Genomic DNA, 25,493 nt, shown 5'->3' with positions numbered 1-25,493 from the left:
TATCCACCCGCTGCGGTAATGGGAAATCAATCTCACATGCCGCGTGAACGGGGCATGAAGGGCTTCATCCGTCATGCTCCCGGCCACCGGCCGAGTCAAACCGCAAGTCTCAGATAAGGCGGCAGGTTTGCCGTTTTTGCGGCGGCGTGATGAATATGCCGCTTCTCCTCAAGTCCGGTCGGGTAAGTCGAGTTACTTGTTGCGCGCCAGAAGCTCCTTGACCAGCGCGTCGTTGATCTTGCCGGTCGGCTCCTGGCCGACGGAGGTCTGGAAGGCCTTGATCGCCGAAACCGTCTTGGCGCCCATCTTGCCATCCGGAGTACCAGCGTCGAAGCCGTTTTTGCCGAGGATCGCCTGGATGTTGCGGATCGCCTTTTCCATGTCGACCGAAGCGGTGGTGAGCGGTTTGCCCGAGGCCCATTCGTCGGGCAGGTTGACCGAGTTCGCCTTGGGATCGAGCGGCTTTACCTTCCATGCATCAGCCTTGGCGCGGGCGCTTTCGAGCTGCTCCTTGCGCATGGCGTTCGCCACCTCGTCGCGTTTCTGCGCCGCATCCTTGTCACCGTCCTTTGCAGCGACGGCGAACCACTTGTAGGATTCCTCGAGATCCTGCTTCGCGCCATTACCGCGCGCATAGAGGATCGCGAGGTTGAACTGGCTGTCGGAGACGCCGAGATCGGCGGCCTTGCCGAACCACTCGACGGCGGCGGCATAGTCCGGCTGGCCCGCGGCTCCGGATGCAAAGAGGACGGCGAGATTGTGCATGGCGCTCGCATTGCCCGCCTCGGCGGCCTGCTTGTAGTAGTGCAGCGCCTTGTTGACGTCGCGGGTGACGCCAGTGCCTTTCTCGAAAAGGTTGGCAACCCGGTATTGCGCCGGGGCAAGGCCGCGGTCGGCCGCAAGCTTGTACCAGTTGGCAGCTTCCGAGAGGTCGGCCTTGACGCCGCGTCCTTCGGTGAAGCGGGCGCCGATTTCGAAGAGCGCGTTGGGATCGCCGCCCGCTGCCGCATCTGCGAGCGACTTCGGCGCGATGTCTGCCGGGACAGCGATCTGCGCCGCTTCCGCCTTCTCGGGCGGTGTGAAGCCTTCGCTTGCTTGGACCGGGCTGCCTGCCGGCTGCACGGCGGAAATCTCGCCTGCTGCCGGTTGCGGATCGGTAAGGTGGCTGCCGGCGTCGATCTGTCGTGGAGGTTCGGCGGCTTCCGGCAGCGCGGCGTCCGCCTCGGCGCCGTCGGTTGCGGGCTGGGTCTCGATCTCCGAGGTGCCGCTGCTGCCGGTCACATTGGCAGGCGCCGCAGGCTGGGCTGGTGCTTCGATCCTGGCGGCAGGTGTTTCGGGTGCTTTCGCGCCGCTGGTAAGCGTCTTGGCAAGCGGCATCGCCATCAGGGCCAGAAGCACGGCGCCCACGGCCATCAGGATCGGGCGGCGATGCCGGGAAAGCAGGCTTCCGATGCCGCCGGCGGAAGGTTGAGCGGCTTTACGCATGTCTTTGGCTGGCGAGACCGGCTTTGCCGGATCGGCTTCCTGCGCGGCTGCCTTGGCCGCGCGACGAGCGGCTGCGATGTAATCCGCTTTGGCGGCACCGCTCGCCCGGTCTCCGTCGAAGTCGCCGGCAGCCTGACTGGCTCGGACCCGTTCCAGGATCTTCTTGACGTCGGGTGCGCCGGAACCCGGCTCCAGCAGATCGTTCTCGTGGTCGGGCGGCAAAACGTTCGACGGGTCGATCGACGGCGTCGGGTCGATGACGGCACGCACGTTTTTAGGAGCCGGTTCCTTGTGGCCGGGGAGGAAGCGGCGCGAAAGTCCGGCCAACAGGCTTGGCTTTGCGGTTTTCTCCGGCGTCGCGGCTTTCGGCTCGGCGTGGTCCGAATGCAGCATCACTTCAGCTTCCTGAGTGTCGCCGATGATCGTTTCTCGGGTGCCGAACGCTGAGGCCTGTGCTCTTGCCTCCTCGATCTCCTTGTCCGCAATCTCCAACGATGCGACGGCAAGCGGCGCCGCTGCCGGCATGACCGGCGCGGCCCGAACTTCCTGCCGTGCCGGCTCGGCATATTGGTGCTGGGGTTCCGCGTGGGCTGCCGCCGCAAGCCGCTCGTCTATGCCGTCCAGCCGGTCGGCAATCTGTACCAGCGTGCCGTGCAGGGCTTCGAAGGTTTGGTGCGTTCTTTCCTCGGAGTTACGTGTCAGGTCCTCGAGGTGCCGCAGGTCGTCGGCAAGCGCGGAAAGCGCCGCCATATCGGACGCCGCGACGGGGCTGCCGGCCGCGGTATTGCGGGAATAGGACTCGATCACCGCCTCGGCCGCCTGGCGGGCAGCCTCGATGATATATTCGTCATTGGTCGCCATGTAGCCTTCGATCGCGCTCATGCGGTCGTCGAAGTCGGCAGGCAGCGCGCCGGCGGCCGCCTGCGGTTGGCTGATGAGGGCGGAAAGATGAGCGATCTGGTCTTCCAGATTGCGCAATGCGCTTTCGTCGCCGCGCGGTGCGGTCGTCGCGTCGTCGAGGCGTGCGGCTATGTCGCTCAGCCTGTCCTCAATCCGTCCGAAGGCCGTCTGGTCCAGCGCCGGCTGATTGCGCGGCTGGAAGTCCATTTCGTCGATTCGGCGGGCGAGGTATTCGAGCCGTTCGGCAAGCACGTCGTTGACCGTGCCCTGTTCCAGTCCGTCGATCTTGCGGGAAATATCGGCGAGATGATCGGAGAGATCGGATTGCTGGACGGGCCTGTGCGCCTGTTCCATGAGCAGCGAAAGCTGCTCAAGCCGCTCCTCCAGGCGCGTGCCGGCCTGTTCGTCGGAAAGCTCCTCGATGCGGACCGTCAGCGCCTCGATGCGGGCGGACAGCGCCTCGGTCGGATCGGCCCGGCGGCTGGTCGCGTGGGTCATCGTCTCGATCTGGTCGGAGAGCACATTTATCCGGCCCTCGAGCCGCTGCAGGAACGACTGGTCAATGGAAGCCGCTGCGGAAGCCCGGCCGCCGACAGCGATGGCGCGGCTGATTTCGTCGAGCCGCTGGTCGAGGCTCGCGAACTGTTCGGCAATGATCGCGTCATTGGGCTGCATGCGCGAACCGAGCTGCTCCATGGCGCTCGCCACTGCGATCAGCTTCTGTTCGAGTGCCCGGATGGCGGGGCTGTCGCTCATCTCGCCGAGCTGGCCCTTGATGTCGTCGATGCGATAAGCAAGCGCGATCAGCTCCTCGCGAAGAGCCGCTGAATCGAGGTCATGCATCCGCTCTTCAAGACCCTGCCAGTGGCTTTCCATCCGGCGGACCGAATCTTCGCGGGCAAGCCCTTCCATGACGGAGCGCAGCTCCTCGAACTCGGCGCGCAGGTCGGCGGCTTCCGGCGTTGCCTGATACCCCAGATGGTCGATGCTCTCGGCAAGCCGGGCAAGGTCGCTGCGCAGGTCGTCTGCAAACCGCTGGTCCTCGGCGATCGACCGTATCGAGCGGATCTCGCCGCGAAGCGCGTTCATTTCCCGGGCGACGCCCTCGGAGATGTCCTGTTTTAAGTCCTGGCGAAGACTGATCAATGCCTGGGCAATGTCGCGAAGGCCGTCGGCCTGTTGAGGCTGCGGCGCTTGTGGACGTGGCTGGGGTGAGGCGCGTCGGGTATCTTCGTGCAGAGCGCGCGGCTCGTGGTGACGGGCCGGTTCCGTGCGGAGCACCGGACGATCGGATGGTCTATGGGCTTCCGGCGGCCTGATCTCGTTGCGGGGGGGCTCGGCATAACGGGGCTCCTCGCGCCGCCGCTCGGGCATGGACGTACGCTCCGGCCTTGCGCCACGTCCGGCGTCGAGGATGCGCTGGCGCTCGCGGATTTCGGCGAGCGGATCGCTGGCTGGCATACGGTTCGAAGCGGCCTTGCGCGGCTCGGACGCCCGGACTTCCTGCCGTGGGCCCCGATAATCGCCGGCCTTCGGCTGAGGCCCCTCGCGGCCCTTTCCCGACATCAGTCCTTCGATACGAGCCTCCAGCCCTTCAATGGTGCGGTTCAACGCATCCAGGGAGGAGCGGTCGCCATGACGGTGAGAGGTCGATCGTGATCCGTTCATTTGCTCGCTCGTTTCGACGTTGCTCCTGCAGGCTCTCGCCAGGGCCGGTCGGAGGGCTCTCCCTCCATCAAATTCAGCCGCATGTTCGAGATCGCCTACGCAAGACTTGCCATCCGGCGAACGTGGCATCCCTTGCGGATCAATGCTCTGCGTCGCGCCAAGGTCCACTATTTCCCGAAACGTGGTAAACAAGCCGTTAATCCGGCCGAAAATTTTAACCTTTTCGGCGTCCATGGCCTCTTTTGTTGTGATGCGGTTTCGCTTGCTGGCCCTATCTTCCCGCCTCTCGCATCCAGCTTGGCGACCGCTCGAGGTATTAACCGGATGTCGGAGGAGGAGAAGAGAGGATGAGCCGCGACGAAAAAATCCCGCTGTTCACATTTGACGTTTACGCAAACGTCAATTATTCATAGTGACGGAATGCGGGCCCGCCATGAGCCGAAGGCCCGGGACGAGGATATGGAGGAAGCTCGACCATGCCAGTGTACAAGGCGCCGGTAAACGATACGCTTTTCATCTTGAACGATGTGCTGGGGCTGGAGCGCTATGGCAACCTTCCAGGTTTTGCCGATGCCACGCCTGATATGCTGGAAGCCATTATCGGCGAAGCCGCCAAAGTGGCGGAAGATGTTCTCTTTCCGCTGAACCTTTCCGGTGATCAGGAAGGCTGTACCCGCCACGACAATGGTACGGTATCCGTGCCGAAAGGTTTCAAGGAAGCCTATGACCAGTATTGCCAGGCCGGCTGGATTGGCCTTGCCGTTCCAGAGGAATTCGGCGGCCAGGGGCTTCCCTATACGCTGCATGCTGCCGTCGGCGAATATATGTCCTCCGCCAATATGTCGCTGATGATGTATCCAGGCCTCACCCAGGGCGCGATTGCAGCAATCCTCGTTCACGGTTCGGAAGAGCAGAAGCAGACCTACCTGCCGAAGATGGTCGAAGGCACCTGGTCCGGCACCATGAACCTTACCGAGCCTCATTGCGGCACCGATCTCGGCCTTCTGCGCACCAAGGCGGTTCCGCAGGCCGATGGCTCCTACAAGATTTCCGGCCAGAAGATCTTCATCTCCGCCGGTGAACACGGCATGACTGACAACATCGTGCACCTGGTTCTCGCCCGCATCGAGGGCGCGCCGGAAGGCACCAAGGGCATCTCGCTGTTCATCGTGCCGAAGTTCATGGTCAAGGAAGACGGTTCGCTCGGCAAGCGCAACGGCGTCACCTGCGGCGCGATCGAACACAAGATGGGCATCCACGGCAATTCGACCTGCGTCATGAACTATGACGAGGCGACCGGCTACCTGATCGGCGCCGAGAACAAAGGCCTTGCTGCGATGTTCGTGATGATGAACGAGGCGCGTTTGGGCGTGGGCCTGCAGGGTTTGGCGATCGCCGAAACCGCTTACCAGAACGCCGTCATGTATGCCCGCGAACGCATTCAGGGCCGCTCGCTTTCCGGTCCCAAGGCGGCGGACAAGAAAGCTGACCCGATCATTGTCCATCCCGATATCCGCCGTTCGCTGATGACGATCCGGGCATTCAACGAAGCGGGCCGCGCCTTCCTGCTGTGGACGGCGCTGAAGTCGGATATCGCGCACCGCTCGGAAGACGCGGCCGAGCGCCAGAACGCCGACGATCTCCTCGGCCTCGCGACTCCCATCCTCAAGGGCGTCATGACCGACAAGGGCTTCGACCATGCCGTCATGGCCCAGCAGGTCTTCGGTGGCCACGGCTATATCGAAGAACACGGCATGAGCCAGTATGTCCGCGATGCCCGCATCACCATGATCTACGAGGGCGCAAACGGTATCCAGGCACTCGATCTGGTCGGCCGCAAGCTGGCGCTGAATGGCGGCCGCGCCGTCATGGCGATGTTCAAGGAGATCGGCGATTTCTGCGAGGAAAATCGCGCCGACGAGCAGATGGCACCGTTCACGAAGGCGCTCAAGAAGGGCTTGAACGACCTGCAGGCCGCAACCATGTGGTTCATGCAGAATGCTATGGCCAAGCCCGACAATGCCGGCGCCGGCTCGACCGATTACATGCACCTCTTCGGCCTTGTGACGCTTGGCTATATGTGGGCGAGGATGGCGAAGACCGCGCAGGAAAAGCTTGCTGCCGGCGACGCCCGCGCAGACTACCTGAAGAACAAGCTGGTGACTGCGAAGTTCTTCATGGAAAAGATCATGCCTGAAACGGCAATGCGCAAGACCCGCATCGAGGCCGGTGCCGACAGCCTGATGGAACTGGCAGCCGAGGCGTTTTGATTAGGGTCCTTCTTCTCCCCAACGGGGAGAAGGTGGCCCAAAGGGCCGGATGAGGGGTGAGAAGCGGTCGGCGCAGCCGACGAAACGATCCAGTGAATCGTTTCGAGCGCCGAACGCCCTGAGCTTGAGCGAAGGGCCGGGCTGCCGGTCCCACAGAATTCTACGGCGCCACATGCGCCACCCAGGGAGATGACACCATGACCGAAGTCTTCATTTATGACCACGTCCGCACCCCGCGCGGCCGCGGCAAGAAGGACGGGGCGCTGCACGAAGTGCCGTCCGTCCGCCTCGCCGCCAAGGCGCTCGAAGCAATCCGAGACAGGAACGGCCTCGACACGACGACCGTCGACGACATCATCATGGGCTGCGTCGATCCGATCATGGATGCAGGCGCCGTCATCCCCAAGGCCGCAGCCTTCGAGGCCGGCTATTCGACCAGGGCGCCCGGCATGCAGATCTCCCGCTTCTGCGCCTCGGGCCTCGATGCGGTCAATTTCGCGGCCGGCAAGGTCGCGGCCGGTTCGGACGACATCGTCATCGCCGGCGGCGTCGAGTCGATGTCGCGGGTCGGCATGGGCATGTCCGGCGGCTCCTGGTACATGGATCCGTCGGTCAACTTCCCCGCCTACTTCATGCCGCAGGGCGTTTCGGCCGATCTGATCGCCACCAAATACGGCTTCAGCCGCGACGACGTCGACGCCTATGCCGTCGAAAGCCAGAAGCGCGCCGGCGCTGCCTGGGATGCCGGCTACTTCAAGAACTCGGTCATTCCGGTCAAGGACCAGAACGGTCTGACCATCCTCGACCGCGACGAGCACATGCGCCCGACCACCGACATGCAGTCGCTCGCCTCGCTCAACCCGTCCTTCCAGATGCCGGGCGAGATGGGCGGCTTCGAAGCCGTCGGCATCCAGGCCCATCCGGAGATCGAGAAGATCAACTACGTCCACCACGCCGGCAATTCGTCCGGCATCGTCGATGGCGCAGCGGCTGTCCTGATCGGCTCCAGGGCCGGCGGCGAAAGCATGAACCTGAAACCCCGCGCCCGCATCCGCCACTTCGCCAATATCGGTTCCGATCCGGCGCTGATGCTGACCGGCCCGGTCGACGTCACCGAGAAGCTTCTGAAGCGCTCCGGCATGAAGATCTCCGACATCGACCTCTTCGAGCTCAACGAAGCCTTCGCCGCCGTGGTTCTCCGCTACATGCAGGCCTTCGAGATTCCGCATGACAAGATCAACGTCAACGGCGGCGCGATCGCCATGGGCCACCCGCTCGGAGCGACCGGCGCAATGATCTTAGGCACGGTGCTGGACGAGCTGGAACGCCGCGACCTCAACACAGCGCTGGTAACCCTCTGCATCGGCGCCGGCATGGGCACGGCGACGATCATCGAAAGGGTTTGAGGGGTTAGCCCCCTCATCCGCCTGCCGGCACCTTCTCCCCGAGGGGAGAAGAGGAATTGCCGCAACGCCTCCGATCCTCCTCCCCCGCGGGGAGAGGGTGGCCGAGCGAAGCGGAGGCCGGGTGAGGGGGCGGTACGGCACGCCAAAAGATTTTCAGGGAAGAGGAAATCCCATCATGAGCACCTACAAGAACTTCACCGTAGAAACCGACGCGGACGGCATTGCACTCGTCACCTGGGACATGCCGGAAAAGTCGATGAACGTCTTCACCATGGAGGTGATGGACGAGATCGACCAGATCGTCGATGCGACCGTGGCGGATAGCGCCGTCAAGGGTGTCGTCTTCACGTCCGGAAAATCGTCCTTCTCCGGCGGCGCCGATCTCACCATGATCAAGTCGATGTTCTCGATGCTCGCCGAAGAGCAGGCGAAGGACCCGGCGACGGCCGCCCAAAAACTCTTCGATGCCGCCGGCCGCATGTCCTGGCTGTGGCGCAAGGTCGAGACCAACGGCAAGCCCTGGGTTGCCGCCATCAACGGCACCTGCATGGGCGGCGCGTTCGAACTGTCGCTCGCCTGCCATGGCCGCGTCGCCGCCAACTCCAAGTCGGTGAAGATCGCGTTGCCGGAAGTCAAGGTCGGCATCTTCCCGGGCGCCGGCGGCACCCAGCGCGTGCCGCGGCTGGCGAATGCCCAGGACGCCCTGCAGATGATGACGACAGGTTCGTCGCTGACGGCCCAGCGCGCCAAGGCCATGAACCTCGTGCACCAGGTCGTCGAGCCCGCCGAGCTCATCAATGCCGCCAAGCAGATGATCAAGGACGGCCTGAAGCCCGTCGCCCCCTGGGATGAAAAGGGCTTCAAGGTTCCCGGCGGCGGCATCTGGACGCCGGCCGCAGCCCAGCTCTGGCCAGCCGCGCCTGCGATCCTGCGGCGCGAATCCGCCGGCAACTATCCCGGCGCGCTCGCGATCCTGAAATGCGTCTATGAAGGCCTGCAGCTTCCCTTCGACACGGGCCTCAAGGTCGAGCAGCGCTATTTCACCGAGATCCTGCGCACGACGGAAGCGTTTTCGATGATCCGCTCGCTCTTCGTCTCCATGCAGGAACTCGGCAAGGGCGCCCGCCGCCCGGCCGGCCCGCCGAAGACGGAGTTCAAGAAGGTGGGCGTCGTCGGCGCCGGTTTCATGGGCGCCTCGATCGCCTATGTGACGGCGGCAGCCGGCATTCCGGTCACCCTCATCGACCAGACCCAAGAAGCCGCCGACAAGGGCAAGGCCCATTCCGAAAAGCTGGTGGCCGAACAGGTCGGTAAGGGCCGCATGACCAAGGAAGAGGGCGAAAAGCTGCTTTCGCTCATCACCCCGACGCCCGATTATGCCGCCCTTTCCGATGCCTCGCTCGTGGTCGAAGCGGTGTTCGAGGACCGCGCCGTCAAGAAGGCGGTGATCGAGCAGGTGGAAGCGGTCATTCCGGAAACCACCATTTTCGCCTCCAACACCTCGACCCTGCCGATCACTGGCCTTGCGGAAAATTCCAGGCGCCCCGACCAGTTCATCGGCGTGCATTTCTTCTCGCCGGTCGAGAAGATGATGCTGACCGAGGTCATCCTCGGCGAAAAGTCGGGCGACAAGGCGCTCGCCGCAGCGCTCGATTACGTCGCGGCCATCAAGAAGACCCCGATCGTCGTCAACGACACCCGCGGCTTTTATGTCAACCGCTGCGTCTTCCGCTACATCAACGAAGCCTATGACATGCTGATCGAAGGCGTTCCGCCTGTCATGATCGAAAACGCCGCGAAAATGGCCGGCATGCCGGTCGGCCCGCTGTCGCTGAACGACGAGGTCGCCGTCGATCTTTCCCAGAAGATCATGAAAGCCTCGATCGCCGATCTCGGCCCCAACGCCGTCAAGCCGGAGCATATGGCCCTCATCGACCAGATGGTGGACGTGCTCGACCGTCGCGGCCGCAAGAACGGCAAGGGTTTCTACGAATATCCGGCGAAGCCCGCCAAGAAATATCTCTGGCCGGAACTGAAGACGCTCTACCCGCAGAAAAAGGCCGAGGAGGTGGACGTCAACGTCCTGAAGCAGCGCCTGCTGGTGACGATCGCGCTCGAAGCCGCCCGCACGGTGGAAGAAGGCATCGTCACCGACCCGCGCGAAGCCGACGTAGGCTCCATCCTGGGCTTCGGCTTCGCCCCCTATACCGGCGGCACGCTCTCCTACATCGATGGCATGGGCGTGAAGAATTTCGTCGCGCTCTGCGAAAAACTGGCCGCGAGCTACGGCCCGCACTTCAAGCCGACGGAACTGTTGAGGGATATGGCCGCGAAGGGTGAGACGTTTTACGGGCGGTTCGACCCGTATGGGAAGGTGAGGGAGGCGGCGTGAGCTGCCTTCCCGCACTCGTCAAAGCTCACTTGGGCTAGTCCTGCCAATCTTCATCGAATTCAACAGGGTCGCTAGGAGGTTGACCGAAGAACGCTTGCCTATGGAGGTGAATATTCACACGTGCGGCGACGTATCTCGGCTTCTGGAAGACCTGCGACCTCTCAGCCTGCCGCCGCGCCAAGGCTTGCAAGGGCTTTCCCACGGGGCTCAATATCGCACCGAGCCGGGTTATCACACCAGCTTCCCACCCTGTGTCGGCCCTCGCGGGGCACGCCAGCAGGAGGTGCTGGCGGGCATGAGGCAGCTGGACGGAGAGGCGGAAGACGACGAACCGAAATATGACGGCCGCAAGGAAACGGAGAACCGATACCCATGACCGCCTAAGCCGCTGCCCGCGGCAGACCGGCTTTGGCGGCTTGCTTCGCCCTCCCTATTGAACCAAATGGCATTTCCACGGGTTGAAGGAACAAGCCAAACAAGGGCCGCGCCGCCGTGGATCTCATGCCGATGATCGAGGAGCTGGAAGCCTGGCTCAGGACCTTCGTTCTGAGCGAATGGACGCTTTATCAGCTTGGGATCATCGCGGTCGGCTTCGCTCTCTCATCCTTCCTCGCGTCGCGCACCGAACCCGTTTTCGAAGCTCGCGCCCGCCGCATCAAGGGAAATCCGGATCTCCTCAGGGTCATTATCGCCTTCATGCGGCGCCTCAGATGGCTTTACCTCGTTCTGTGGCTGTGGATTGCCCATGCGGCGCTCGCGCCGAGAACCTGGCCGTCGCAGCGCTGGCTTCTCGGTACGGTCCTCACGCTGGTAGCCGCCTGGTTTGCGGTCGCCGTCCTCACCAAGATCATCCGCAACCCGACCCTGTCGCGGCTGGTGGCGATCGTCAGCTGGACCTATGTCGCGGTTTATGCGATCGGCCTCGACGGCCCGCTGATCTCGGCCATGGACGGCGCGGCGATCACGCTTGGGGCCATGCGGCTTTCGCTGCTCGTCATCGTCAAGGCGATCGTGCTGGCCGTCGCCCTCGTCTGGCTCGCCGTGCTCTTCGGAAACGTGCTCGGCCATTGGGTGCAGCGCTCCAGCGACCTGTCGCCGTCCTTCAAGGTGCTGATCACCAAGCTGATCAAGATCAGCCTCATCGTGGTCGCCGGCGCCGTCGCGCTATCGGCCACCGGTATCGATCTGACCGCGCTCACCGTCTTCTCCGGGGCCGTCGGGGTGGGGGTGGGTTTCGGGCTTCAGAAGGTGGTATCGAACTTTATTTCCGGGATCATCATCCTCCTCGACAAGTCGATCAAGCCGGGCGACACCATCACGCTCGGCGATACCTTCGGATCGATCCGGGATTTGCGCTCCCGCTTCGTCTCGGTCATCACCCGCGACGGCAAGGAATATCTCATTCCCAACGAGGACTTCATCTCGCAGCAGGTGGTCAACTGGTCCTTCTCCAGCGATTATGTCCGCATCGATGTCGATTTCGGCACGTCCTATGACAGCGACCCCCACGAGGTGGTGCGGATCGCCATCGAAACGGCCTCCGCCGTCCCGCGCGTCGCCAACAATTACAAACCGCCCGTCTGCTGGCTGACCGCCTTCGGCGCCTCGTCGCTGGATTTTCGCCTGCGCTTCTGGATTTCCGACCCCGCCAACGGGCTTACCAATATCCGCGGAGAAGTGCTGCTGGCGCTCTGGGATGCCTTCAAGGCCTCCGGCATCGACATACCGTTCCCGCACCGGGAGATCATCATGAAGACGCCGGTGTTATTCAGGCGGGATGGCGGGAGAGAGAAATGATGCTCCCGCCGCTCTCAATTCATCGCAGGTGCCGCGGGCTGGCCCCAGGTCGAGATCGGCTGGCCCGCCTTGGTCGCAACGCGCATGTCGTAGAGCGCAAGCGAGGCCTGAAGCTGCCGCATGTCGCTGCAGCGGTTGATGATGCCGCCGATATATTGCACGCAGTCGCTGGCGGTTCCCTGCACCGAACCGCTCGCCCAGTCCCTCACGATCCCGTCCGGCCCCACCAGGAAATAGGAAAGCCGGTTGTTCTGCGAGACGCTCGAACTGCCGACAAGGCCGGCGAAATTCGTGCCGCTCTCGGTCCTGGCGCCGGGCGCCATGTGCCGGTAGATCGTCGTGCCATTGGTAAGTTGCGTCTCACCGATCATCGGCCCGAAGGTCGCGCCGGAGCCGGAAAGCCGCGCCATCGGCGATTGGCCGAGATTGGCGACCTCCTGATAAGGCTTGCCCAGCGCATAGCTGGTGAACGAGCGGTTGGCGGCACTCTCCGCCTTTTCCGCAACTTGAGAACACCCCGCCAAAGCGATGGCGAGGCCGATCGCCAGAATTGTCGCAAAACCCATGCCGTAACCCCCGTGCCGGCTGCCGCCACGCTTCGGAACCCAGCAGGCTCCCATCGCCATCCGGTCGGCAGCTGTCCCCTTTACCCGCCGTCTTTGCTAGCAGATTCCGGGGATTTTGGAAGCGGACGTCACGCCTTATCGAGCGCCATCGTCAAATCGGCGATCAGGTCGTCCGGGTGTTCGATGCCGATCGACAACCGGATGGTCGAGTCGAGGACGCCGATCCGCTGGCGCACATTCGCCGGCACGCCGGAATGCGTCATCGTCGCCGGATGGCTGGCAAGCGATTCCGTGCCGCCGAGGCTGACCGCCAGCTTGAAGATCGACAGCGCGTTCAAAAACCGGAAGGAAGCTGGCTGTCCGCCCTCGATGTCGAAGGAAAAGGTCGATCCGCCACCGGTGCATTGGCGGGCAAAGACCTGTCCGGTCGGAGACTGCGGGTCGTCGAACGGCAGGTAGTGGAGTTTTTCAACCCGGGGGTGGCTGCGCAGGAACTCGGCGACCGCCGCCGCATTCGCATTCGCCTTTTCCATGCGGATCGACAGCGTCTCGAGGCTGCGGCCGAGCATCCAGCAGGAATGCGGATCGAGCTGGGTGCCGATTGCCCCGCGCAAGGCCTTCACCAGCTTGATGACCGCCTTGGAGCCGAGCGCGGCCCCGGCGATCAGGTCTGAATGGCCGCCCACATATTTGGTCAGGGAATAAAGGGAGATATCGGCGCCATGCTCGATCGGCCGCTGGAAGACCGGGCCGAGCAGGGTGTTGTCGCAGGCGATGACCGGCATATGCCCCTGGGTTTCCCGGATCGTCTCAGCGACGCGACGGATCATCGCGACATCCACGAGGCTATTGGTCGGGTTTGCCGGCGTCTCGATCAGGATCACCGAAACGCGGCCTTTCGACATCGCCTCTTCCGCAGCGGCGGTGACGGATTTTTCGTTCACGCCGTCCGCAAAACCCACCGCCGCGACGCCGAGATTGAGGAAGGTTTTCGCCAGCAGCGTCTCGGTGCCGCCATAGAGCGGTTGGGAGTGGAGGATGCTGTCCCCAGGCCTCACGAAGGCCATCAGTGTGGTGGCGATCGCCGACATGCCGGAGGAAAAGAGCGCGCAGCTGTCCGTCTGCTCGTAGACCGCCATCCGGTCCTCGACGATCTCGCTGTTCGGATGGTTGAAGCGGGAATAGACGAGGCCCGCACCGGTCCCGGGTGGCGGCTCCTTGCGACCGGAAACGAAGTCGAAGAAGTCGCGGCCTTCTTCCGCCGATTTGAACACGAATGTGGAGGTGAGGAAGACCGGTGGCTTCACGGCGCCTTCGGAAAGTTCCGGGTCGTAACCATAGTTCAGCATCTGCGTTTCTGGGTGGAGCTTATGATTGCCGATATGCGTCTTCGAAGGGTGAGGCGCCGTCATGCTGGTCTCCTGCGGGCGAGAATTTCTATCATGGAGATAAGCTTCATGCCGTCATTCTCAAGCCGCCTCGTGGGCAAGACGAAAAGGACGAAATGTCGGAAGTATGCCGTTGACGATGATTGCCGGCAAACGCTATCACTCGATGCTGTTCCAATGGGAGGATGCCTCGTGAAGTGCCGGGCATCATTGATCAAATATGGCTCGTCTCACCGCATCCACATCCCTTCCTGCCGATGTTGCAAAGCCCGGATATGACCGGGCTGCGCTGAAGCCCGGCATCGTTCATCTGGGGCTTGGCGCATTCCACAGGGCGCATCAGGCGGTCTACACGGATGCAGCGTTGGAAGCGGAATTCGGTGATTGGGGCATCGTCGGTGTGAGCTTACGTTCCGTCGATATTGTTCACGACCTGAGAGCCCAGGACGGCCTCTACACTGTCGTGGCCCGCAGCGCGGCGGGAGACGATGCACGCGTCGTGGCCTCGGTGATCAGAGGGATGTCCGGAACCGAAGATCGGGAGGAAATCTTGTCGTTGATGGCCGATCCGGCGATAAAGATCGTCACCATGACGGTCACGGAAAAGGCATATGGCTACGATCCGGGCTCGGGCGGGCTTGACCGCAAGCATCCGTCGGTCGCCGCTGACCTCGCCGATCCCGCCTCACCCGTCGGCGTCATCGGTTATATCGTCGAGGGCCTTTCCCGTCGCCATGCCGCCGGGCTGCCGCCGTTCACGGTGCTCTGCTGCGACAACCTGCCGACCAACGGCCGCATCGTCCGCCGTCTTGTGATCGAAATGGCAGGCGCCCGCGATCCGGCGCTCGCCAACTGGATCGCGGCCCGGGGTGCCTTCCCGTGCAGCATGGTCGACCGAATTGTGCCGGCCGCAACGGAAGAAACAAGGGCGCGCGCCGAAAAGCTGCTTGGCGCCGAGGACAAGCTGGCGCTTGATACCGAACCTTTCCTGCAATGGGTTATCGAGGACCATTTCATTTCCGGCCGGCCGAAATGGGAGACCGGCGGGGCACTTTTTGTCGATGACGTTGAGCCCTACGAAAAGATGAAGCTGAGGCTCCTGAACGGCGCCCATTCGCTGATCGCCTATCTCGGCCAGTTGAAGGGGCTGGAATATGTGCGCGATGTCATGGCCGTGCCCGAATATCGGGCGCTCGCGCGTCGGCATATGGATGAGGCGCGCAAGACGCTCGATCCGGTGCCCGGCATGGACCTCGATGGCTATATGGACGAACTGATCCAGCGCTTCGAAAACCCGACGGTTGCCCACAAGACCCGGCAGATCGCCATGGACGGAAGCCAGAAACTGCCGCAGCGGATTTTTGCGGGCGCAGCCGAGGCGCTTGCGGCCGAAGGTGACGCCGACTCCTGCGCCTTTGCGACCGCTCTCTGGATCGCCTATGTGATGCGTACGCCGGATCTGGATGATCCGCGCCGCGACGAGTTGTGCGCTGCCGCGGCCAGGTCCGCCGGCAACGACCTCTCGGCTCCGTTTTTCGAACTGCCTGGGCTTTTCCCGCGGGCTCTCATGGAAAATGGCGCATGGCGTGCGCGGGTGAATGCAGAGCTCGAAAAGCTAAACGCCGGCTGATGCCGGCGTTGCCTGTTTTCTTACCCGTTCTCTCAGCCCTTGAAGGTATATTCGGCGATCGATTGAGGCTTCATTTCGATCGAGAAACCCGGCCTTAGCGGCGGCATATAGGCGGCATTCTTGATGACGCAAGGATCGACGAAATGCTCATGCAAATGGTCGACATATTCGATCACGCGGCCTTCCTTGGTGCCGGAGACGGCAACATAATCGATCATCGACAGGTGCTGCACATATTCGCAAAGCCCGACGCCGCCGGCATGCGGCCAGACCGGCAGATTGTATTTCGCGGCGACCAGCAGCACGGCCAGAACTTCGTTGAGCCCGCCCATGCGGCATGAATCGATCTGTACGATGTCGATCGCGCCTTCGGCGATGAACTGCTTGAACATGATGCGGTTCTGGCACATCTCGCCAGTCGCGACCTTGACCGGGCCGATAGCCTCGCGGATCTTGCGGTGACCGGCGATATCGTCCGGGCTTGTCGGCTCCTCGATGAAGAAGGGCCTTGCGAAGGCGAGCTTCTTCACCCAGTCGATAGCCTGGCCAACCTCCCAGACCTGGTTGGCGTCGATCATCAGGTAGCGGTCGGGGCCGATCACCTCTCGGGCGATGGTGAGGCGGCGGATGTCATCCTCAAGATCGCGGCCGACCTTCATCTTGACGTGATTGAAGCCGGCATCGACCGCCTCCTTGCAGAGCCGACGGAGTTTTTCCTCGGGATAACCGAGCCAGCCCGCGGACGTCGTGTAGCAGGCGTAACCCTCGCGTTTCAGCGTCGCGATCCGTTCGGCCTTGCCCGTTTCCGCCTTTTTGAGGATCGCCAGCGCGTCCTCGCGCGACAGCACGTCGGTTAGGTAGCGGTAGTCGACAATATCGGCGATCTGTTCGGCCGATAGTTCCGCGACAAGCTGCCAGACCGGCTTGCCCGCATCCTTGGCATAAAGATCCCAGAAAGCGTTGACCACTGCGCCGGTTGCGAGATGCATCGCGCCCTTGTCGGGGCCGATCCAGCGCAACTGGCTGTCGCTCGTGAGGTGCCGCCAGAATTTCCCCGGGTTCTGGCGGAACGCTTCCAGCTCCTGCCCGACCACCAGATGCCGCATGGCCTTGATCGCCATGCAGCAGATGTCGTTGCCGCGCCCGATGGTGAAGGTTAGTCCATGGCCGGACAGATTTTCGCTATCGGTGTCGAGAATGACATAGGCCGCCGAATAGTCCGGATCCGGATTCATCGCATCGGAGCCGTCAAGGCTTTGCGAGGTCGGAAAACGGAGATCGAAGACGCGGAGTTCGGTGATACGGGTCATGAGGCTCTCTTCGTGAGGTCAGATGGTCCAGCCGCCGTCGATCGCGTAAGCTTGGCCTGACGTATAGGTGGCGCCGGCAAGATAGAGGGCGAGTTCGGCAATTTCTTCCGGCGTGCCGAGCCGACCCATCGGCTGGCGGGCGATGAAGGTAGCGCGGGCTGTTTCGTAATCGCCCTGGGCTTTCATGCGGTCCTGAAGCGAGGGGCTTTCGACGGTACCCGGGCAGATCGCGTTGCAGCGGATGCCCTGCGTGACATAATCTGCCGCAACCGATTTCGTGAGCCCGATCACGGCAGCCTTGGTCACGCCATAGGCGAAGCGGTTCGGCACGCCCTTGATGCTGGAGGCGACGGACGACATGTTGATGATCGAACCCTCCTGTTTCGCCAGCATGCCCGGCAGCACGGCGCGAATGGTGCGGATCATCGCCTTCACGTTGAGGTCGAAGGCGAATTCGAGATCGCTGTCCTTCATGTCGACGACGGTTCCGCCATGCACGACACCGGCGCAATTGAAAAGGACGTCGACGGTGCCGATCTTTTCGATGCAGGCTTTGACGGCAGCATCGTCGAGCACATCGAGCTTCGCGGTTTTCAGATTAGGAAGCGCGGAAAGGGCGGCAAGAAGCTGCTCGTTGATGTCGGTGGCGTAGACGGTAGCGCCCGCTTCGGCGAACGTGATTGCGCTTGCCCGACCGATGCCCTGGCCCGCAGCGGTTACGAGGGCGGTTTTTCCATCCAGTCTGATCGTCATGTCTTGTCCTCAACTCTCTGGCGGAAGGCGTCAGTCATGATGGAAGACCTCTTCCATCATCGCCCACCATTCGCCTTCCTTGCGACTTTCGAGCGGCCTCTGGCAAGGGATTGTGAAGGACCACCATTCCTGATTTTTCGGGTCAGCCGCCATTTTCGCCATGTCGGCCTCGAAATCGGTGCCGTGATATTCCCAGCTGCCGAACAAAAGGTTTTCCGGCTCCCGCAGAAAGATCGTGTAGTTACGGATGTTGCATCGGCTGATGAGATCGAGGATTTCCGGCCAGACTGCGGCGTGCAGCCGCTTGTACTCGGCGACCATTCCCGGCTCAACGCCGATAACCATGCCCATTCTTTGCATGCGCTTCTCCTTCAGACTTCCACCAACGCCTTGACAACGCCGGCCGAAGGGTCGGTCAGTCCGGCAAAGCGCTCGGGCACTTCAGACAGTGTCATTCGGTGTGTAATCAGGGCATCGGGAATTTCGCCTGCGCGCATGGCCTGCATCACGCGCTCGAAATCCGCCCGCGTTGCGTTGCGGCTGCCGAGCAACGAGGTTTCGCGCTTGTGAAATTCCGGGTCGGAGAAGGTGATATCGCTTGAGACGATCGAGACGAGTACATAGGTACCGCCGTGGCCGACGAAACCAAAGCCGCGTTCCATCGCCTTCGGATTACCGGTGGCATCAAAGACGACGTCGAAGAAATCGCCGTTTGTCACGGCCGCAAGCTGCTGCGCGTCGTCGGCTCCGAGGGTGACGGTGGAGGAGATGCCGAGATGCTGGCTGGCGAAATCGAGCCGGTCGGTTCTGCCGTCGATGATGGTGACTTCGCCGCCATCGAGCTTGGCGAAGATTGCCACCGACAACCCGATCGGACCGGCACCGACCACGAGCACTTTTTGGCGGGGCTCTACACGAGCCCGGGTTACCGCATGGGCGCCGATCGCCAGGAACTCCGCCATCGCAGCCTGGTCCAGCGAAAGACCGTCCGCCTTGAGGACGAATTCTTCCGGCAAGCTCAGATATTCCGTCATGCCGCCGTCGCGATGGACGCCGAGCACGCCGATATTGCGGCAGCAATTCGTCTTGCCCTTGAGGCAGGCGCTGCAGCGGCCGCAGGAAATATAGGGGATGACCGAAACCGTATCGCCGGGCGAAAGGGCGCTTCCGGCCGGAGCCTCCTCCACCGTTGCCGCAAGCTCATGACCCATCACGCGCGGATAGGAGAGATACGGCTGGTTGCCGGTGAAGATGTGCAGGTCCGTGCCGCAGACGCCGATGCGCTGCAGCTTTATTAGAACTTCGCCTTCGCCGCGGACCGGCTTTGGGCGGTGGATGGCGCTGAGTCGACCGGGTTCGTCGCAGATTATCGTCAGCATTTACTTACACTCCAAGCCGATAGACGCGGTTGGCATTGCCTCCGAAAACCGCCGCATGATGTTCGGCGGGCACGACATCCAGGCATTGAGCCAGCCACTTGCTATATTCTCCGGCCAACCGCAGCACCGGCCAATCGCTGCCCCAGATCACCCGTTGCGGACCGAAGAGATCGAGAATCGTTTCCGCGTAGGGCCGAACGGCCTGAGGCTTCTGGTCGCCTGCTTCGGTCAGCAGTCCCGAAAGCTTGCAATGGACATTCCGAACTTCGGAAAGCGCCTTCATGCGGCCATACCAACTGATGAAGCGGCCTTCCGCGATCGGCGGCTTGGCCCCATGGTCGATCACGATCGGCAGATCCGGATGGCGGCGGGCGAAAGCAAGCAGAGGCTCCAGATGACGCGGCAGGACGAGTGCGTCGAAGACCAAATGGCGTTCGGCCATCGCCGCGACCGCGGCATCCAGTCTGGGATCGTCGATCCACCTGTCGTCGGCAATATCCTGCAGCATCGGGCGGAAACCCTTGAGCTTCGGGTGCTTAGCCAGATCGGCGATATTGGCCGCGGCGTCCGCCGCATTCATGTCAGTCCAGCCGACCACCCCGAAGATGAACGGCGTCTTATCCGCAAGGCGAAGCATGAAGGCGGTGTCTGCCTCGTGTTCCACCGTCTGCACCAGCACGGTGCCGTGGATTTTCGCTTCATCAAGCAGAGGCTTCATGTCTTCGGGCATGAAGTCGCGATGGATCGCGGCGAGTTCCGGCGGCGGCCATTGACCCACCCGGTCGGCAATCCGCCAAAAATGCTGGTGCGCGTCGATCCGCATGACTCAGGCGCCTTCACGGGGGATAGGTGCACCTTCGGCAACCAATCCGCGCTCTTTCAGGAGCCTCCAGAAGGACATTGGAACCTCTTCCGCAAACCACTCGACATTCGACTTGATCTGCCCTGCCGTGCGCGCGCCGGAAACGACCGTGATCACCGCGGGATGGGCAAGGGGAAACTGCAGCGCGGCCGCCTGAAGGGAAACTCCTTCCTGGCTGCAGGCTGCCTGCAGTTCGTCGACGCGGGCAAGAATATCGGCAGGCGCCTCGGTATAGTTGAACTTCTTGTTGCCGGCGAGCAGGCCGGAATTGAAGGGGCCGGCGACGACAATGCCCACGCCCCGCTTGGTGCAATCGTCCATCAAGGCGAGACTCTCCTGCTCCAGAAGCGTGTAGCGGCCGGCAAGCATGGCAACGTCGATGTCGAAGACCTGCATGGCGTCGCGGATGATCTCCCATTCGTTGACGCCGAGGCCAACGGCCTTGGTCAGGCCTTCATCGCGCAGCTTGCCGAGGGCGCGAAACCCGCCGCCTTCGGTCAGTTGCTGCCAATAGTGCTGGTGCTTGTCCCCATGCGTCACGCTGCCGATATCGTGGACGTAGAGGATGTCCGGCTTCAGGATGCCGAGACGCTGTTGACTTGCTTCGAACGAGCGCAGGATGCCGTCATAGGTGTAATCGTAAACTGGGCGGAAGGGCAGAGGCTCGATATAGCCATCTTCTTCCGGGCCGACGGTGTCGTCCGGCGTCATGACGCGCCCGACCTTGGTGCTGAGGACGTAGTCGCTGCGCGGCAGGTCGGTCAGCATCGTGCCTAGCCGGCGTTCGGAGCGGGTGAAACCGTAGAAGGGAGCAGTGTCGTAGTAGCGGATGCCGGCATCCCAGGCTGCCTTGAAGGCGCCTGCCGATTCCTCATAGGACGTTTTGCGATAGAGATTGCCCATCTGGGCGCAGCCAAGACCCATGAGGGTGATTTCGACCGGGCGGCGGGGCAGGGTTCTCTTGTCGGCGACGTTCATCAGTATGACCTTGAGCAATCGGCTGAATAAAGGGGGCACGCGCCATTTGCGACGCGTGCCCAGGCGGGGGAGGATCAGTAAAGGACGTTCTTGGCTTCCGGCTTTTCGATGTTGTCCTTGGTGACGACGACAACGCCGGTATCGACGAACTTTTCGACCTTTTCCTTGTTCATGGCCTTGAGCACGGTCTGGACGCCGAGTTCGCCCATCTGGAACGAGCCCTGGACAGCGATCCCGGCAAGCGTGCCGTCTTTCACGAATTCCTGCAGGTCCTGGTTTCCGTCGAAGCCGATCGCGACCACCTTGCCGGCCTTGCCGGATTGTTTCAGGGCGCGGCCCATGCCGATTGCCGTCGGCTCGTTGGCGCCGAAGATGCCCTTGAGATCGGAATTCGCAGCCAGAACGTCGGTGGTCTGGTTGAGTGCCGTCGCCATCTGCGACTGCGAGTAGAACGGTCCGACGATCTGGAGCTTGGAGTTCGCCTTGATGTAATCGGTGAAGCCGCCGACACGGCCGATTTCCGAACCGGCGCCCGCGACATAGGACATCACGGCGATCTTGCCTTCCTTGCCGACCTTGTCGATCAGCGCCTTGGCGGCCAGTTCACCGGCCTTCTTGTTGTCGGTCGCCAGGAACGACTGGTAATATTGCTCCGAGCCCTTGGAGAGCATGGAGTCGATGATCACGACGGGGATGCGGGCTTCCCATGCCTTCTTTACGGCCGGAACCAGCGCGTCCGGATCGGAAGGCGCCAGCACGATGCCGGAAACCTTACGGTTGACGGCATTCTCGACCATATTGACCTGGTCGGCGATCGCCGATTCCGCCGCAGGACCCTGGAAGGTCATGGTATTGCTGCCTCCGCCGGCCTTCATGGCTGCATCGGCGCCCTTCTGGACGTTCTGCCAGAAGGTGGAATTGACGGTTTTCACGATGACCGCGATTTCGCCTGCCTGAGCCATCGAGGCCGTCGTAAGGGCGATTGCGGATGTCAGCAGTGCTGCAGCAAGCTTTTTCATTGTATTCCTCCTCTTGAGATTGGCCTGACCGGCCGGTTTCAGGAGAGCTCCTCGCTCTCTTGGCAGTGTCGCGGTTAAAGGACCGCGTGCCCCCTCCTCAGCGGCGGTTGCGCAGCTGGTCGATCCAGACGGTGACCAGAATGACGAGGCCGATGATGATCTGTTGGGTGAAGGCCGAGACGCCGTTCATATTCAGTCCGTTGCGAAGGATACCGATAACGAAGGCGCCGATGGCGGTGCCGGAAATCGTGCCGACGCCACCGATCAATGAGGTGCCGCCGATCACGGCGCTGGCGATGGCGTCGAGCTCGTACATCACCCCCTCGTTCGGCTGGGCGGTCACGAGCCGCGACATCAGCACGCAGCCGGTGAGGCCTGCAAGCGTGCCGGACAGCACATAGGTGAAGCTGACGATGCGGCTGACATTGACGCCGGAAAGACGGGCGGCATCGGGGTTTGATCCGACGGCATAGATATGCCGGCCGAGCACCGAGCGGTTCAGCATGAAGGAGACGGCGACCGCGATCACCACCATGAGGATGACGGGATAGGGGATGCCCGGGAAAACGACGGTCGGAAACCCGTCCTCGCCGATATTCACGACCCGGAGGAAAGAACCATTGCCGAGCTCGCCGAAGGATTCGCCGAGACCGGAAACTGCCCTTGCGCCGGTGATCTGCAGTGCAACGCCGCGAGCGATCAGCATCATGCCGAGCGTCGCGATGAAGGGCGGCAGTCGCAGGCGCGTGACCACGAAGCCGTTGATCCAGCCGCAGATCGCGCCGGTCAGAATGCCGATCATCATGCCGAGCCAGACCGGCGTTCCGTAGTCCTTGACGGCAAGCGCCGCCACGACACCGGAAAGCGCCAGAACCGAGCCGACCGACAAGTCGATGCCGCCGGTAATGATCACGCAAGTGGCGCCGATGCCGAGAAGTGCGATCGAAGTGACCTGCAGCGCCACCGTCATCCCATTGTCGATGGTGAAGAAGGCACTGCTCGTGAACGAGAAGACGGCGATCAGCACGAAAAGGCTGCCAAGTGCCGCAAATTTCTGGATGATGTCCTTCTGCCGGTCGCTGAGCGAGACGCTCTTCTGCTTGGAAACTTCGGTGATCTCAGCCATGTCTTTCCCCATCCCGCCGGCCATAGCCGGAGGCGTATCGCATGATCTCTTCCTGGTCGGTCTTCTTCGTTTCCAGGACGCCGGTGATCCGGCCCTGGTGGAAGACGGCGACGCGGTCGGTCATGCCCAATATTTCCGGCAGCTCGGAGCTGATCAGCACGACGCCGATGCCCTCGGCCGCAAGCTCGTCCATGATGCGGTAGATCGCCAGCTTCGCGCCGACATCGATGCCGCGGGTCGGCTCATCGAAGAACAGCACCTTCGACTTGCGGAATAGCCATTTGCCGATGATGATCTTCTGCTGGTTGCCGCCCGAGAGCAGCCGGACCGGCTGCTTGATCGACGGCGTGCGGATGTTCAGCAGATCGATGTATTCCTTCGCGGCCGTGGCATGCTTGCCGAAATCGATCAGCCCGAAGCGGTTCGACACCGCCTCCATGTTGGCAAGCGTCATATTGACGTCGACCGGCATCTTGATCGCGAGACCCTGAGCTTTCCGGTCTTCCGAGAGGTAGGCGATGCCGGCAGCGATCGCATCGCGTGGCGATGTGATCGAAAGAGCCTGACCGTGCAACGTGACCTTGCCGGCATCGAGCGGATCGGCGCCGAAAATGGCGCGCGCTACTTCCGTGCGGCCGGCGCCCATCAGGCCGGCAAAGCCGAGGATTTCGCCGCGGCGCAAGGTAAAGGAGACGTTGCGGAAGACGCCGGCGCGCGACAGGCCTTCGGCGCTCAGGATGATCTCGTCGCTCGGGACGGAGGTCCGGTCGGGAAATTTCTCTTCCAGCGACCGACCGACCATTTTCGAAACGATCGCGTCGATACTGGTGGCGCCGAAGTCGTCGGTGGCTATATAGCGGCCGTCGCGGAGCACGGTGACGCGATCGACGATCTCCGCCATCTCGTCCAGCCGGTGCGAAATATAGACGATGCCGACGCCGGATGCCTTCAGGTCGCGGATCACCTTGAAGAGAAGCCGCGTCTCCTGCTCGGTCAGCGAGGAGGTCGGTTCGTCCATGATCAGCACTTCGGCGTCGAGCGAAAGCGCCTTGGCAATCTCCACCATCTGGCACTGGGCGACCGACAGGCCGCGTACCGGAGCATCCGGGTTGATGTCGACGCCAAGCCGATCGAGACAGCGCTTTGCATCGGCGCGCAGCTTTTTGCGGTCGACCAAAAAGCCTCGCCTTGGCTCACGGGCAAGATAGATGTTCTCGGCGACCGAAAGATGCGGAACGAGGTTGAGTTCCTGATGGATGATGGCGATGCCTGCCGCCTCGGACTCGCGCGTCGACGAAAACTGCCGTTCCTCGCCCTTGTAGATGATCGTGCCGCCGCTTGGCTGGTAGACGCCGCTGATGATCTTCATCAGGGTCGATTTGCCCGCACCATTTTCGCCGCAGACCGCATGCACCTCGCCGCGGCGGAGGTCGAAATGTACGTTGGATAGCGCCCGTACGCCGGGAAACTCCTTGCTGATATTGTCGAGGCGCAGCAGAAATTCCGTACTGGAAGCCGGCACGCCGCGGGTCGCCGTCGTGGCGATGCCCGGAACGCTTCCGTGATGCTCGGTCGGCCGGCTTTCCATGAACTCCCCTCCCAGGCTATTGCAGCCCGATATCCCCTCGGCTCCTCCCGAGGACTTCTTTAATGCGTAAACCCGCATCTAAAACTGGTCAAGCCAATTTTTACCTCTTAATACGAAAGAGGGCTGTTCCTGCAGGCGAGTACAGTGGAACATCTAGAAAAATCCTGAAATTTCAATGATCTGATTTGCTCCTTGCTCTCCGCGGTTTCGGCAGTTATGGTAAGGCCGCATTCTTAGGATCGCCAAACCATGAACGGATTCATCAAGGCAGCGGAGCCGCGTCGGCTGTATCAGCAAATTGCTGATCAGATCCGATCGCTCATTCAGGGCGGGCATTTTCCGATCGGCACGAGACTTCCTGCGGAACGTGATCTCGCGCAGCAGCTCGGGGTGTCCAGGCCCTCCTTACGTGAAGCCCTGATTGCGCTTGAAATCGACGGAAGCGTCGAAATCCGCATGGGATCAGGCATTTATGTCACGGCTGAGCCGGATCGGCGGCAGTGGCAGGCGGGCTCCATGGGCGAAAGCCCGCTGGAGCTGATGCAGGCCCGCGCCGCCGTGGAAGGGGCGGTCATCGTGCTAGCTGCCTCGAAGATCACCGTGGAAGGGCTGAAGTCGCTGCGCCAGACGCTGGACCAGATGCAGGCGGAAATTGCCGAGGGACGAAAACCGCTCGACCTTGATCGTTTGTTTCATCTGACGATTGCCAATCAGTCGGGAAATTCGGTGCTCGCCCACATTGTCGGCGATCTCTTTGACGAGCGGCACAGTCCGCTTTCGGCTCAAATTCGGGTGCGCTACGAGACGCCTGAAACCTGGAGTTCGGCGCTTGCCGAACATGAAGCAATTTACGCCGCCCTGGAAGCGCGCAATCCGCTGCTCGCCCAGGCCATGATGCATGCGCATCTGGAGGAATCGAAACAGCGGTGGATGAATAACGAGGCCCGCTGAAGCAGCGCCTTGGGAGGAGCAAGAC

19 protein-coding genes are annotated in these 25,493 nt (G+C 62.2%); 7 read left to right on the top strand and 12 right to left on the bottom strand.

All coding sequences use genetic code 11. From position 1 onward, the window contains the following. Window positions 1-192: 192 nt before the first annotated feature. A complete protein-coding gene (locus EDE05_RS01605) occupies window positions 193-4,053 on the bottom strand; it encodes an SEL1-like repeat protein (RefSeq protein WP_132408461.1) in 3,861 nt (1,286 codons plus the stop codon). 476 nt (window positions 4,054-4,529) lie between these two features. Between EDE05_RS01605 and EDE05_RS01600 the strand changes: the two genes are divergently transcribed. From EDE05_RS01600 to EDE05_RS01580, 5 genes are all read left to right on the top strand, one after another. Beyond that, window positions 4,530-6,323, top strand: coding sequence for an acyl-CoA dehydrogenase C-terminal domain-containing protein (locus tag EDE05_RS01600; protein WP_132408463.1), 1,794 nt, complete (start codon window positions 4,530-4,532; stop codon window positions 6,321-6,323). Window positions 6,324-6,520: 197 nt separating this feature from the next. Then, entirely contained in the window at window positions 6,521-7,729 is a 1,209-nt protein-coding gene (locus EDE05_RS01595; protein WP_112797329.1) for an acetyl-CoA C-acetyltransferase, read from the top strand. A 175-nt stretch (window positions 7,730-7,904) separates the two neighbouring features. Then, window positions 7,905-10,121, top strand: a complete 2,217-nt coding sequence (locus tag EDE05_RS01590) for a 3-hydroxyacyl-CoA dehydrogenase NAD-binding domain-containing protein (protein WP_134099591.1) — start codon at window positions 7,905-7,907, stop codon at window positions 10,119-10,121. Window positions 10,122-10,200: 79 nt separating this feature from the next. Then, the gene (locus EDE05_RS01585; protein WP_132408467.1) at window positions 10,201-10,497 is read left to right on the top strand and encodes a hypothetical protein; all 297 of its coding nucleotides are present in this window, start codon (window positions 10,201-10,203) and stop codon (window positions 10,495-10,497) included. A gap of 116 nt (window positions 10,498-10,613) precedes the next feature. Further along, the gene (locus EDE05_RS01580; RefSeq protein ID WP_112797322.1) at window positions 10,614-11,918 is read left to right on the top strand and encodes a mechanosensitive ion channel domain-containing protein; all 1,305 of its coding nucleotides are present in this window, start codon (window positions 10,614-10,616) and stop codon (window positions 11,916-11,918) included. 14 nt (window positions 11,919-11,932) lie between these two features. Here EDE05_RS01580 and EDE05_RS01575 read toward each other — a convergent pair whose 3' ends face one another. Together EDE05_RS01575 and EDE05_RS01570 are read right to left on the bottom strand one after the other, a co-directional pair. After that, the gene (locus EDE05_RS01575) at window positions 11,933-12,484 is read right to left on the bottom strand and encodes a hypothetical protein (protein ID WP_132408469.1); all 552 of its coding nucleotides are present in this window, start codon (window positions 12,482-12,484) and stop codon (window positions 11,933-11,935) included. A 128-nt stretch (window positions 12,485-12,612) separates the two neighbouring features. Further along, the gene (locus tag EDE05_RS01570) at window positions 12,613-13,896 is read right to left on the bottom strand and encodes a cystathionine gamma-synthase family protein (protein WP_134099588.1); all 1,284 of its coding nucleotides are present in this window, start codon (window positions 13,894-13,896) and stop codon (window positions 12,613-12,615) included. A 196-nt stretch (window positions 13,897-14,092) separates the two neighbouring features. On the opposite strand from EDE05_RS01570, the gene EDE05_RS01565 reads away from it, so the two are divergent. After that, entirely contained in the window at window positions 14,093-15,502 is a 1,410-nt protein-coding gene (locus tag EDE05_RS01565) for a mannitol dehydrogenase family protein (RefSeq protein ID WP_112797316.1), read from the top strand. Between the two features lie 32 nt (window positions 15,503-15,534). Here EDE05_RS01565 and EDE05_RS01560 read toward each other — a convergent pair whose 3' ends face one another. The 9 genes from EDE05_RS01560 to EDE05_RS01520 form a co-directional block, all read right to left on the bottom strand. Continuing rightward, window positions 15,535-16,812 carry an L-fuconate dehydratase gene (locus EDE05_RS01560; protein WP_134099585.1) on the bottom strand — a complete coding sequence of 426 codons (1,278 nt, stop codon included), beginning with the start codon at window positions 16,810-16,812 and terminating at the stop codon, window positions 15,535-15,537. An 18-nt stretch (window positions 16,813-16,830) separates the two neighbouring features. Further along, window positions 16,831-17,565, bottom strand: coding sequence for an SDR family oxidoreductase (locus EDE05_RS01555; protein ID WP_132408475.1), 735 nt, complete (start codon window positions 17,563-17,565; stop codon window positions 16,831-16,833). Window positions 17,566-17,595: 30 nt separating this feature from the next. Then, entirely contained in the window at window positions 17,596-17,925 is a 330-nt protein-coding gene (locus tag EDE05_RS01550; protein WP_132408477.1) for an L-rhamnose mutarotase, read from the bottom strand. 11 nt (window positions 17,926-17,936) lie between these two features. Then, window positions 17,937-18,944: a zinc-binding alcohol dehydrogenase family protein gene (locus EDE05_RS01545; protein ID WP_105370578.1), complete on the bottom strand. Its 1,008-nt coding sequence runs from the start codon at window positions 18,942-18,944 to the stop codon at window positions 17,937-17,939. Between the two features lie 4 nt (window positions 18,945-18,948). After that, window positions 18,949-19,767: an amidohydrolase family protein gene (locus tag EDE05_RS01540; protein ID WP_105370579.1), complete on the bottom strand. Its 819-nt coding sequence runs from the start codon at window positions 19,765-19,767 to the stop codon at window positions 18,949-18,951. Window positions 19,768-19,770: 3 nt separating this feature from the next. Beyond that, window positions 19,771-20,784 carry an aldo/keto reductase gene (locus tag EDE05_RS01535; protein WP_105370727.1) on the bottom strand — a complete coding sequence of 338 codons (1,014 nt, stop codon included), beginning with the start codon at window positions 20,782-20,784 and terminating at the stop codon, window positions 19,771-19,773. 74 nt (window positions 20,785-20,858) lie between these two features. Next, window positions 20,859-21,803: an ABC transporter substrate-binding protein gene (locus EDE05_RS01530; protein WP_105370580.1), complete on the bottom strand. Its 945-nt coding sequence runs from the start codon at window positions 21,801-21,803 to the stop codon at window positions 20,859-20,861. A 97-nt stretch (window positions 21,804-21,900) separates the two neighbouring features. Continuing rightward, window positions 21,901-22,929, bottom strand: a complete 1,029-nt coding sequence (locus tag EDE05_RS01525) for an ABC transporter permease (protein ID WP_105370728.1) — start codon at window positions 22,927-22,929, stop codon at window positions 21,901-21,903. After that, window positions 22,922-24,517 carry a sugar ABC transporter ATP-binding protein gene (locus EDE05_RS01520; RefSeq protein ID WP_105370581.1) on the bottom strand — a complete coding sequence of 532 codons (1,596 nt, stop codon included), beginning with the start codon at window positions 24,515-24,517 and terminating at the stop codon, window positions 22,922-22,924. Before EDE05_RS01520 ends, EDE05_RS01525 begins: the two co-directional genes overlap by 8 nt. A 249-nt stretch (window positions 24,518-24,766) precedes the next feature. Between EDE05_RS01520 and EDE05_RS01515 the strand changes: the two genes are divergently transcribed. Beyond that, window positions 24,767-25,468, top strand: a complete 702-nt coding sequence (locus EDE05_RS01515) for a FadR/GntR family transcriptional regulator (RefSeq protein ID WP_105370582.1) — start codon at window positions 24,767-24,769, stop codon at window positions 25,466-25,468. The last annotated feature ends 25 nt before the right edge of the window (window positions 25,469-25,493 follow it).

This window comes from Neorhizobium sp. R1-B (genome assembly GCF_004368875.1).
GTDB lineage: Bacteria > Pseudomonadota > Alphaproteobacteria > Rhizobiales > Rhizobiaceae > Neorhizobium > Neorhizobium huautlense.
This window is presented reverse-complemented; position numbering and strand designations above follow the sequence as displayed.

Bases quoted from the DNA above. Each gene is read 5' to 3' on its own strand.
- EDE05_RS01605 (WP_132408461.1), bottom strand. From the start codon at position 4,053: ATGAACGGATCACGATCGACCTCTCACCGTCATGGCGACCGCTCCTCC.
- EDE05_RS01600 (WP_132408463.1), top strand. From the start codon at position 4,530: ATGCCAGTGTACAAGGCGCCGGTAAACGATACGCTTTTCATCTTGAAC.
- EDE05_RS01595 (WP_112797329.1), top strand. From the start codon at position 6,521: ATGACCGAAGTCTTCATTTATGACCACGTCCGCACCCCGCGCGGCCGC.
- EDE05_RS01590 (WP_134099591.1), top strand. From the start codon at position 7,905: ATGAGCACCTACAAGAACTTCACCGTAGAAACCGACGCGGACGGCATT.
- EDE05_RS01575 (WP_132408469.1), bottom strand. From the start codon at position 12,484: ATGGGTTTTGCGACAATTCTGGCGATCGGCCTCGCCATCGCTTTGGCG.
- EDE05_RS01570 (WP_134099588.1), bottom strand. From the start codon at position 13,896: ATGACGGCGCCTCACCCTTCGAAGACGCATATCGGCAATCATAAGCTC.
- EDE05_RS01565 (WP_112797316.1), top strand. From the start codon at position 14,093: ATGGCTCGTCTCACCGCATCCACATCCCTTCCTGCCGATGTTGCAAAG.
- EDE05_RS01560 (WP_134099585.1), bottom strand. From the start codon at position 16,812: ATGACCCGTATCACCGAACTCCGCGTCTTCGATCTCCGTTTTCCGACC.
- EDE05_RS01555 (WP_132408475.1), bottom strand. From the start codon at position 17,565: ATGACGATCAGACTGGATGGAAAAACCGCCCTCGTAACCGCTGCGGGC.
- EDE05_RS01550 (WP_132408477.1), bottom strand. From the start codon at position 17,925: ATGCAAAGAATGGGCATGGTTATCGGCGTTGAGCCGGGAATGGTCGCC.
- EDE05_RS01545 (WP_105370578.1), bottom strand. From the start codon at position 18,944: ATGCTGACGATAATCTGCGACGAACCCGGTCGACTCAGCGCCATCCAC.
- EDE05_RS01540 (WP_105370579.1), bottom strand. From the start codon at position 19,767: ATGCGGATCGACGCGCACCAGCATTTTTGGCGGATTGCCGACCGGGTG.
- EDE05_RS01535 (WP_105370727.1), bottom strand. From the start codon at position 20,784: ATGAACGTCGCCGACAAGAGAACCCTGCCCCGCCGCCCGGTCGAAATC.
- EDE05_RS01530 (WP_105370580.1), bottom strand. From the start codon at position 21,803: ATGAAAAAGCTTGCTGCAGCACTGCTGACATCCGCAATCGCCCTTACG.
- EDE05_RS01525 (WP_105370728.1), bottom strand. From the start codon at position 22,929: ATGGCTGAGATCACCGAAGTTTCCAAGCAGAAGAGCGTCTCGCTCAGC.
- EDE05_RS01520 (WP_105370581.1), bottom strand. From the start codon at position 24,517: ATGGAAAGCCGGCCGACCGAGCATCACGGAAGCGTTCCGGGCATCGCC.
- EDE05_RS01515 (WP_105370582.1), top strand. From the start codon at position 24,767: ATGAACGGATTCATCAAGGCAGCGGAGCCGCGTCGGCTGTATCAGCAA.